The 9,855-nt window shown below is 60.8% G+C and carries 8 protein-coding genes; all 8 read right to left on the reverse strand.

Translation table 11 applies throughout. The features are described from left to right. Nucleotides 1–48 precede the first annotated feature (48 nt). On the reverse strand, nucleotides 49–1,938 hold the full coding sequence (locus U9R61_RS14580) for a protein kinase domain-containing protein (protein WP_322489538.1): 1,890 nt from the start codon (nucleotides 1,936–1,938) through the stop codon (nucleotides 49–51). A gap of 652 nt (nucleotides 1,939–2,590) precedes the next feature. Then, nucleotides 2,591–3,925: a S41 family peptidase gene (locus U9R61_RS14585; protein ID WP_322489539.1), complete on the reverse strand. Its 1,335-nt coding sequence runs from the start codon at nucleotides 3,923–3,925 to the stop codon at nucleotides 2,591–2,593. A gap of 13 nt (nucleotides 3,926–3,938) precedes the next feature. Continuing rightward, the gene (locus tag U9R61_RS14590) at nucleotides 3,939–4,694 is read right to left on the reverse strand and encodes a 16S rRNA (uracil(1498)-N(3))-methyltransferase (protein ID WP_322489540.1); all 756 of its coding nucleotides are present in this window, start codon (nucleotides 4,692–4,694) and stop codon (nucleotides 3,939–3,941) included. A gap of 8 nt (nucleotides 4,695–4,702) precedes the next feature. Further along, nucleotides 4,703–5,737 carry a type I phosphomannose isomerase catalytic subunit gene (locus tag U9R61_RS14595; protein WP_322489541.1) on the reverse strand — a complete coding sequence of 345 codons (1,035 nt, stop codon included), beginning with the start codon at nucleotides 5,735–5,737 and terminating at the stop codon, nucleotides 4,703–4,705. Between the two features lie 96 nt (nucleotides 5,738–5,833). Further along, nucleotides 5,834–6,817: a 50S ribosomal protein L11 methyltransferase gene (locus U9R61_RS14600; protein ID WP_322489542.1), complete on the reverse strand. Its 984-nt coding sequence runs from the start codon at nucleotides 6,815–6,817 to the stop codon at nucleotides 5,834–5,836. Nucleotides 6,818–6,822: 5 nt separating this feature from the next. Beyond that, nucleotides 6,823–8,241, reverse strand: coding sequence for a cysteine--tRNA ligase (gene cysS, locus U9R61_RS14605; RefSeq protein ID WP_322489543.1), 1,419 nt, complete (start codon nucleotides 8,239–8,241; stop codon nucleotides 6,823–6,825). A 39-nt stretch (nucleotides 8,242–8,280) separates the two neighbouring features. Further along, nucleotides 8,281–9,051, reverse strand: coding sequence for a serine O-acetyltransferase EpsC (epsC, locus tag U9R61_RS14610; RefSeq protein ID WP_322489544.1), 771 nt, complete (start codon nucleotides 9,049–9,051; stop codon nucleotides 8,281–8,283). A gap of 183 nt (nucleotides 9,052–9,234) precedes the next feature. Continuing rightward, complete coding sequence (locus tag U9R61_RS14615) at nucleotides 9,235–9,486, reverse strand: FmdB family zinc ribbon protein (protein WP_322489545.1); 252 nt, start codon at nucleotides 9,484–9,486, stop codon at nucleotides 9,235–9,237. Nucleotides 9,487–9,855 lie beyond the last annotated feature (369 nt).

The raw sequence follows: 9,855 nt of genomic DNA on the forward strand, positions 1-9,855 counted from the left end.
GCGCCTTAGCCCCCCTTGTACGGGCACAGCTCGCTGTGCCCTACATCATCATGATATGATCCCTACTACCACCGCCATCACCACAAACAACGCCAACACCGCCGCCAACGCAATCCGTTCCCAATTCCACAACGAAATCGTACTCACCAAGGTGTCATCTGGCCCGATAAGGTACAACTCGCATTCTTGCTCATCAAGCAAGCCATTGATCTGCGTCACCATCGCGCCCTTGATCTGCAACAATGCCCGCAATGGCCGCCCCTGCTCGCCGGCTTCTTTGCTCGCCTTTTCGATCAACGCGCTCAACGGCCCGGCGCTGTGCCAATGGCTATCGTACAGGTCAATCTCCGCCTCGTACACCTTGCGCGCGCGCTGGCGCAACAGTGCTTGCACCTTCGGCGGCAAGCCCTCGCTATCATCATTATTCTCATGCGCGATCGCTTTGCGCGACCAACGAAACACTTTCTCTTCGACTAAATTGCCATTGCCGGCGCACTTGTCGCAGCGAACTTTCCCATACCCTCGGCATTGAGGACACGTCTGCTCGACCGACTCAGGCTCGCCCCGCTTTTCCCGCGGCTTGATCATCCCTTTGCCTTGGCATTGCGGGCACTGGATTTGTCCCGAACCGTGGCAGTCGGGGCAGGTAAAGAACCGCCGCGATCCCGGTAAGACCACCTCGCCGCCCGCTTCCGAGGCAAAATCCTTTGGCGGCGGTAATTGCGTCTTCCACACATCAAGCGCCGGTTCAGCGATCGGTCGTTCATCGAGCTGCATCGGGCGAATCTGCGGCTTCGGCAACGTGCGAAACTCGTACAATACCTTCAGTTCGTAGAAGTAGATGTTATAACTGGCAATCGACTCAAACTCGATCAGTTGGCCAAGCGATTGGCGGCGAAACGGCTTTTGCCGGCTCCAGCGGTTGAGCCATTTGCGCAAATAATCGCGCCGGTGGAGGTGATCGGCCCGCTTGCGCGATTCGGTGAGGAAGTCGTTGAACTGCTCGGCGAGATCCGATAACTCGGCGGTTAACGCTAATTCGAGCGGATTGTCAAACCACTCGGCGTACGTTTCCCACCGTGACTCCTCCATGTCGTTTGTGGTCTGGTCAAGCAAGGTGCGTAATGCGAGCCTAAGTGCATTCGCTGCTGCACTGGCGAACGGAAAGCGCAAGTTCGGCTGCGGCGAGAGCATCCGCAACAGCACCCGTTCGGCTAGCGCCAGCGCCGGCGGTTTGCCGGCCAGATCAAGTTCCACGATCAGGCCGCTCGGCGGCAATTCACCGCTGAGCAGATGGTAGGCAACCGCCCCCAGACTGTAGATATCGAGCGCCGGATGCGCCTCGGTCTGGGCAAGGTGCAACTCAGGCGCCGAGTAAGGGGTCAGATATTCGGCCTCGCTCAACGTGCTCAGATCGAGCGGCGTATCGGGCGCAGCCGCAAGACTGAGGTTGGTCAGATAGGCATTGCCCTGCTGCGTGACCAAAATGTTGGCCGGCTGCACGTCACGATGCACCACCTTCTGCTCGTGCAGGTAATCAATGGCGGCGGCGATCTGGCTAACGATCCGCATGGCGAGCGCTAAATCGGGTGTGCCTTCGGCCAGTATATCGCTCAGCGGGCGAGCATCGATATACGGCGTCACCATGTAGTCGCCGTAGCGATCGTCATGGCCGGCGTCGATCACCGGCAACAGGTGCGGGTGGCTGAGGCTGGCCGCTAACCGGGCGGCAAGTTGAAACCGGCTGTTTGAGATCCAATCGTGGCGACGCAAGATCGCGACGTACACTGGCCGGTTGAGCGTCTGGTGCGTGGCACGGTAGATGATCGATAGCTCATCTTGCCCGACCTGTTCGTGTAACCGGTAGTCGCGCAATTCAAGGTCGTTCGTGTCATTAGATCGCCGTTCGCCGCGGATGGTGGGGCGTGGTGTACTCATAGCCACCTCAGCTTAAGGTTGAGAATCGCCGCACAAAACGTCAAGAATATGATTTCAAGCCCATCGTGATACTATTGCGAGCGAATTGCCGGGCAACGCTCGGCCATTGCTATCCAATGCCATCACTACCGGGCATGGACATTGTCGCTTGATGATGTTTGTGGTTGCGCGACCAATCCATTTCTGTTTCTCGAACCAGACGATGATGGTGATGCGCTTCCCTCGTGCAACGCTACGACCATTCTAATCAGAACATTTGTTTGCATTTATTGTACCGCGCCTGTCAATGACATGCGCCTCTGCGCAACGGTCTCGCTGCTCAAGGATGCCCTTACAGTAACCAAATTGCTACTGAGGGTAGCCGCCCATCCCGCACCGAAACCATTCCCTGATCGCCGTTCGCGAGCTGACAGTAACCAAATTGCTACTGAGGGTAGCCGCCCATTCCCTTTTTCTGCACTGCGTCATTGCTATACTAAAGCTGTGCCGTTTGGCGGTGGGCTGCCTGAGAGATTGGACATGCGATGCCGTACATCCATGTCCTCCCTGCCAGTCAGGATCTCTGCCTCCCCAATTTCTGCCCCACGCGGCAAGGTGTCTGCCGCTTCCTCGCGCTTGCCCCTTGGCCCGCCGTCCGGTGTACGGCCCCCGCTTAGGGGGCCGTTACTGTTTCGGTTGCCGCCGGCGGCGCCACACCTTCGCGCAACAGCTTCAATGCCCAATAGAGTTGCGCATCGGCGCAACTGTCCTCCGCTGGCCGGTCAGGTACGCACGGCGCTGCATATTCCGCTTCGTTCGACGCCGGTACCACATGCTCTGGCGTAATCCCAACTCCATTAATCGCCTCGCCCTCCGGCGTAATCCAGCGCGCAATCGTGATCCGCACGCTGCTGCCATCGCGCAACGTGTAGATGTTTTGCACCGATCCCTTGCCAAAAGTCTGCTCGCCGAGCAATGTCGTGTTTGGTCGCTCATCGCGCAACGCGCCCGCCACTACCTCGGCGGCGCTGGCCGATCCGCCATTCACCAATACCACCATGGGAATGCCATATAACTGCCGATCGGCAGGCGCCACTATCGTGCGCAATTCTTTGTTCACACCGCCGCGCTCCTCTTCATAGAGCGCAACACCGTCGTAGAACCGGCCCAAGACCTCGCGCGCCGTGTTCAGAAAGCCGCCATTGTTATTACGCAGATCAAGCACAATCGCGCGCGGTTGTTGCGGGCGGAGTTCGGCGATGGCTTGGTCAAGGAGTTCGGTTGTGCTCGCTTTGAACTCGGTGATCTGGATGTGCGCGATCCCGTCGGGCAAGAGGGCGCTATTAACGGTGATGAGCGGGATGGCGGCGCGAGTGATGGCGACGGTAAAAACGCTGTCGTCAGCAGGCCGGCGGATGGTCAAGCGCACTACGGTTCCTGCCGGACCGCGAATCAGGCTTACTGCGCGCGCGCTGGCGTCACTGTCGCTGAGACCGGCAATTAGCTCGGCCAGCGGTTGGTCGTCTACCGCGACGATGATATCACCCGGTTGCAAGCCAGCTTGTTCGGCGGGTGAATTGCGGATCGGACGGTCAATAATAATCTGGCCGTTTTCCACCCGCAAATAGGCCCCAATGCCCTCGAAGCGCCCTTCCATCGATTCGCGGTTTTGTTGCGCCTCTTCCGGTTCTTGGAAGTAGGTGTAGGGATCGTCGAGCGTTGCCAGCATCCCGCGAATCGCGCCATACACCATGCGCTGGCGGTCGATTGCTTCGGGTTGGTAGAAATTCCCCTCCACCAGATCCCACACATCCCAGAAGACGGCAAATTGCTGGCGCCGGTCGCCGGGGGTGAGCAGCCGCGCGTCGGCATTCGAGACGCCAGTGATGAAGACATCAATCGGCGAGACGCCGACAATCCGCCCGGTGATCCAACCGCCAAGGAAGGCAACTGCGATCACGGCCACCCATTGCGTGATTTTGCCGATAATGGCCCAAGCCCGTTCCATGAAACAGCCTTTTCTAGCTGTGAAGTGCGTATTGCAGCATCGCTAACGCTGCCAGTGGTGCGGTTTCAGCGCGCAAGATGCGCGGCCCCAGCGAGACGGCATGCACCCCATGCTCAAGCGCCATCTCCCGCTCGGCCGGATCAATACCGCCTTCCGGCCCTGAGAAGATCGCGATCCGGCGTGCTGCTGCACGGGTGCTGACCACATCTCGCAGATGGATGCTCGCCCGTTCATCGAGCAAGATGGCCAGATCGGCGTTGACGCTCTCTGCCAGCGTCGCAGCAAATGGTTGGGGCGCAGCGACAGCCGGAATCCGGCCCCGCCGCGATTGCTCAGCAGCTTCAGTGGCGATCCGTTGCCAACGGGCCAGCCGGCGCTCGTCAGCCCGATCACTAGGCAGCGAGCGGGCAAACGCCACCGGCACGATCCGGCGCGCGCCCAATTCTACCGCTTTTTGCAACGCCCATTCAAACCGCTCTGGCCGGATCAAGGCCAGATAGAGGTCGAACGCAACCGCTGGCTCGCCGCCGGCGTGGCAACGAGCCATCACCTGACCTTGCACGCGTTTCCGGTTAATGGCGGCAATCTCGACCACCACCGCCAAGCCTTGCCCATCGAGCAATAATACCCGGTCGCCGGGGCCGAGCCGTAACACCCGCCCCCACTGATGCACCAGCGCCGGGTCATCGATCTCGATCTGATCCGATCGCAACCATGCTGGATCAACGAAGAAGCACCGGGTATTGGGTATCGTTGTCGCGTCGTCCACGGCAGTATCTATGGAAAAATGGGGGCGGCGCCGGGTGCAGCGCCAGCCGCCGCCAGTAATGCGGGCAGATCGGGAATATACGAGCGCAACACGGTGGCATCACTCGCTTCAAGCCGGTACGCCCCCAATATCGCCGGCAAGAGCACTGCCGCGCCTCGCCGTAACTCAAGCGTTTCCTTGCCCCACACCAGTTGCACCGTTCCGGAAATCACTGTCAAAATCTCCAGCGAACCGGGATCGGTCGCGGCGCTGATGCTACCTTGCACCCGCCAGCGTTCCAACGCAAACGACGCGCAGGCCACCAACAGATCACGCTGCTCGTCCAGCGGCAGGGGCCGGAGCTGCGCGGTCGTGGCCGGTTCGCGCCGGCTCACCGCTAGCGCCTGTTCGATATGCAGCTCACGTAGCCGGCCGGTGCGCGCATCGCGCCGGTTGTAGTCGTAGAGCCGGTAGGTCAGATCCGATTTCTGCTGGATTTCAAACAGCATGATCCCAGCGTTAATCGCATGGATCGTCCCTGCTGGCACGAAGATCAAGTCGCCGGCGCTGACCGGTTGTTGGGCAAGTAACTCTTCCACCGTGCCATCGGCAATCGCCGCCGCCAGCTCCTCCCGCTCAGCCGGCGCGCGCATGCCGAGCGTTACCGTCGCCCCCGGTTCAGCGTCCAGAATGTACCACGCCTCGGTTTTGCCGTGGAACCCGGTATGCACTTCGACGGTATGGGCATACTCGTCGTCGGGGTGTACCTGCACCGAGAGCCGGTCGGCGGCGTCGATGAATTTGGCCAGCAGCGGCACGTCGGCCCCATAGCGAGCAAACGACCGCGTGCCCACTAGCGCCGCGCCATGCGCTCGCGCCAGCTCGGCAATGGTCATCCCCGCCAGGGGGCCGTTGCTCACTCGATTGCTGTCAAAGATCAGCCAAATCTCGCCGAGTCGTTCGGGGTGCGGCGGCGGCAATTCCAGCCACGGCGCCAAGCGTTGCCCGCCCCAGATCGGTTCGACCAGCCGCGGCTCGCACAACATTGGATACAACCCGCTCATACCGATTCCTCGTACAGACGCACGGCGGTACGTCTCTATCACCATTGCGAGGCCATGATGCGTCTCCACGGAGCCGCACCGCCGTGCGGCGCTACCTTATCGCGTATGCACCAACGCTACCCATTCGCCTTCTACGTGCCGTTCAACCTGCCGCAACCCGGCGGCGGCAAACGCCGCCACGACATCGGCTTCCTTTATGTCAATAATACCACTACTCACCAAATAGCCACCGGGCTTAAGCGCCGCTGCTAAATCCGGCGCCAGCAAAACGAGCACTTTGGCGATCAGGTTGGCGGCGATCAGATCAAAGGTGGCTTGCGGCGTGGTTGCGCTCAGCGCCGGATCGGGCGTGGCTGGGCCAAAATCGCCCGATAGCCAGTGCCCCATCGCTTGCCCGGCCCCAAGGCTGCCCTCGGCTACTGTCACCCTATCACCCACGTGATTGCGCGCTACATTCTCCTGCGCAACCCGCACCGCAATCGGGTCGTTGTCGAGCGCCAGTACTGTACCGGCCCCTAACTTTGCCGCAGCAATTGCTAAGATGCCCGACCCCGTGCCGAGATCCAGCACCTGCTGGCCGGGTTGCGCCAGCCGTTCGAGCAGTTGCAGGCAGAGTTTAGTTGTCGGGTGCAGGCCGGTGCCAAACGCCATCCCCGGATCGAGCAAGAGCACGATGTCATCCGGTTCGGGTTGGTATTCGAGCCACGACGGCACAATCACCGTTCGCGCACCGATCCGCAGCACCGGGTAGAACTGTTTCCATGCGTTGGCCCAATCCTCTTCGGCCAAGGTGCGGGTCTGGATCGGCCCCAGCGGGCGGATTTGGCTGACATGCCAGAGCGCGTGCTCGATCCGCTGGCGTGTCTCTTCGACCTGCGCATCGAGTGGCAGGTAGGTGCGCAGCCAAACCGGCCGGTTGGGGTCGTATTGGAACTCTGGCCCTTCATCGCCGGCGATCCAGCCTTGTTCAACCACTACGCCGCCGTTGTAGCCGTAACGCGCCAGTATTTCAGAGACGGTCTCAACCACTTCCGGATCGACTTCAACCGCGATTTCCAGCCACGTGTTCGGCGTTTCCATACCGCTCATCCTTGCCACTTCCAGCGCGTGCCCTGCGGCCCATCTTCCAGCGTGACGCCGAGCTCGGCCAAGCGGTTGCGCACCAGATCGGCCAGCGCATACTGCTTGGCTTTGCGCAGCTCACCGCGCACCTCGATCAGTAGCTCGATAAACGGGGTCGCTTCGGCGGCGACGCGCGCTTGGCGCGGCTGGAGCCGCAACCCGAGCACGCCAGCCAGTTCGCGCAGTGTCTGTTGTCCAACCGCCAGCTCTTCGGCGGCAAGGCCGGCATCGCGCGCTGCATTGATCGCCCGCACCAGATCGAACAGCGCCGCCAGCGCCGCCGGACTGTTGAAGTCGTTGTCCATCGCGGCGATAAACCGCTCGCGGGCAATGACGGCAGCGTCGCGCAGCGCCGTCACCGCCGGCCCTTCACGCACATTGCCGGTTGCCGGCGCCAACGCCGAGAGCAGCCGCTCGAGCTTGCGCTGGTTGTCGGCGGCAATCTCGTCGTTGTAGGTCAGCGGGCTGCGGTACGAGCTGCTCAAGACGATCAGCCGGAAGACATCGGCATCGTAATGGTTGAGGAAGTCAGTAATTGTCACCACATTCCCCAGCGACTTCGACATCTTCTCGACCTGCCGAGTCTGCGGATTGACTAACTGCAACATGCCGTTATGCACCCAATAGCGAGCGAAGGGCTGGCCGGTCAGGCTCTCGCTCTGCGCGATTTCGTTCTCGTGGTGCGGGAAGATTAGGTCGGTACCGCCGCCGTGAATGTCGATCTGCGGGCCGAGATGCTCCATCGCCATCGCCGAGCACTCGATATGCCACCCCGGCCGGCCCGGCCCCCATGGGCTATCCCACGCCGGTTCACCGGGACGAGCCGCCTTCCAGAGGGCAAAATCAGCCGGCGATTCCTTGCGCGGATCGACCTCAAAGCGGGTGCCGCTCAGCATCTCGTCGAGCGACCGGCCCGACAACTTACCGTAGTCTTCGTCGCGCTGCACCCGGAAGTAGACATCACCGTCAACCACATAGGCGTAGCCGCGCTCGATCAAGCCCTGCACAAAGGCGATGATTCCCGTCATCGTGGTCGAAACCCGCGGGTAGGCCGTCGCCGGCAAGACATTCATCGCCTGTAACTGGGCCAAAAACTCTGCAGCGTACTGCCCCGACAACGCTAGCGGGTCTTGACCTATCGCATTCGCCCGCGCGATCACCTTGTCGTCAATATCGGTGAAGTTGACAATATGCCGCACTTGATAGCCGCGAAACTCAAGGTAGCGGCGGATCATATCAAACACGATCGCCGACATCGCGTGGCCGATATGCGCTTCGTCATACGGCGTCACCCCGCAGACATACATGCGTACCACACCCGGCTCGATCGTCTCCAGCGTTTCAAGCCGCCGGGTCAGGGTATTGTAAAGCTGAATCGCCATACTAACTCGCTATTTCGCACTGCGGCGGGCCACGCCTATTCAAATGCCCGCGCCTTGATTATACTCTTCTTCAACCGGCGGCGTTTCATTCAGTAACGTCTGCCAGAGTTGGTCAGGCAGCGCGTCATATTTTAACCGGTGCTTCTCGTGATGGACGTGGGTTTCTGCTTCGAGATCAGCAATGCGCATTTCCAGCTCGAGCACCTTGTCGTGCAGACCGCGCAACATCTCGCCTTCGGGGTCGGGCAATTGCTCAACCCGGCGCGACTGGCCAGTCACCGGATCGCGACGAGCCACAATGCGCGCCGGCACTCCGACCGCGGTCGAGTGGGGCGGCACATCTTTGATTACCACCGCACCGCCGCCAATGCGTGCGCCGCGCCCAATCCTGATCGCTCCCAACACGATCGCACCCACACCGATCACCACGTCGTCTTCGACGGTCGGGTGGCGCTTGCCAGTCTGTTTACCGGTGCCGCCGAGCGTTACCCCCTGATAGAGCATCACCCAATCGCCGATTTCGGTCGTCTCACCGATCACAACCCCCATCCCGTGGTCAATGAAAAAGCCGCGCCCGATCCGAGCGCCGGGGTGAATCTCGATTCCGGTCAGGAAACGGCTGATCTGCGAGATCAGCCGCGGAATGAACGGAATTTTGCGCCGGTAGAGGGCATGGGCCAGACGATGCAGAATAATCGCGTGCAGTCCGGGGTAAAGCAAGACCTCGGCCAAATTGCGCGCAGCCGGATCATTGCGAAAAATGGCGCGAATATCGTCGCGCAAAACACAGAGAGCATGTGAAAGACGCATCGGATTGCTCCGGCGAATAATAGAGAACTGCTAACCGCTGAAGAAGGGTATAACGAGAGAGCGCCGGAAGTGCGCAACGATGCGCGAACCCGGCGGGCATACGTGCCGGGGCGCCGCCAAGCAGGGCAGCGCCCCTAGCGACAGTAGCATCCGGGAGAGGGAAGGGGCAAGGAGGCGAGCGATTTAGTCGTCGCTAGCTGAGTCACTCGTGTCACCTTTGCTCGAGTCGCTGCCCGTTACCGAGCCGCTGCTCGCGCCACGGCTATCGGTAATGTACCAGCCCGAACCTTTGAAAACAATGCCCGCCGGTTGAATCACCCGGCGCACCCGGCCTTGCTGGCCACACAGGCAGACGGTCAATGGCTCGTCTTTGAAGCTTTGGAATTTCTCAAACTGCTTGCCGCAGGTATCACAAGCGTACACGTAGGTTGGCATAGCGCGCTTCCTACCTCCATTGCGAAGTTGTTTGACATATCACATTCTGTATTGTACCCCAGAGCGCCAACATGTGCAATAAGAGGAGTGTTAGATCATGCATCGAGCGTAAGGTGAGGACGTGGCGGTGCGTGTAGTGTAGGGATACAGCAGCGCTGTATCCCTACTGCCGCCACCCCTGTTGTCATCGCGCGCGCAACGGCACCCCGCCCTCCCCCTCCTGTCATTGCGAGGGCAGGGCGGCACCCCGCCCTCCCCCGTTATCATCGCGTGATGGAGTGCGGCAGTTCCACTGCCGCCACCCCTTGGTCATTGCGAGGGCATGTCGGCACCCCGCTTGGGTGCCGTCCGCCCGAAGCAATCCCCCAC

It is taken from the genome of Chloroflexus sp., assembly GCF_034431535.1.
In the GTDB taxonomy this organism is placed as follows: domain Bacteria; phylum Chloroflexota; class Chloroflexia; order Chloroflexales; family Chloroflexaceae; genus Chloroflexus.

Excerpts from the sequence above, each read along its gene's own strand:
- cysS (WP_322489543.1), bottom strand. The coding sequence starts at position 8,241 with ATGGCGATTCAGCTTTACAATACCCTGACCCGGCGGCTTGAAACGCTG.
- epsC (WP_322489544.1), bottom strand. The coding sequence starts at position 9,051 with ATGCGTCTTTCACATGCTCTCTGTGTTTTGCGCGACGATATTCGCGCC.
- U9R61_RS14580 (WP_322489538.1), bottom strand. The coding sequence starts at position 1,938 with ATGAGTACACCACGCCCCACCATCCGCGGCGAACGGCGATCTAATGAC.
- U9R61_RS14615 (WP_322489545.1), bottom strand. The coding sequence starts at position 9,486 with ATGCCAACCTACGTGTACGCTTGTGATACCTGCGGCAAGCAGTTTGAG.
- U9R61_RS14585 (WP_322489539.1), bottom strand. The coding sequence starts at position 3,925 with ATGGAACGGGCTTGGGCCATTATCGGCAAAATCACGCAATGGGTGGCC.
- U9R61_RS14595 (WP_322489541.1), bottom strand. The coding sequence starts at position 5,737 with ATGAGCGGGTTGTATCCAATGTTGTGCGAGCCGCGGCTGGTCGAACCG.
- U9R61_RS14600 (WP_322489542.1), bottom strand. The coding sequence starts at position 6,817 with ATGGAAACGCCGAACACGTGGCTGGAAATCGCGGTTGAAGTCGATCCG.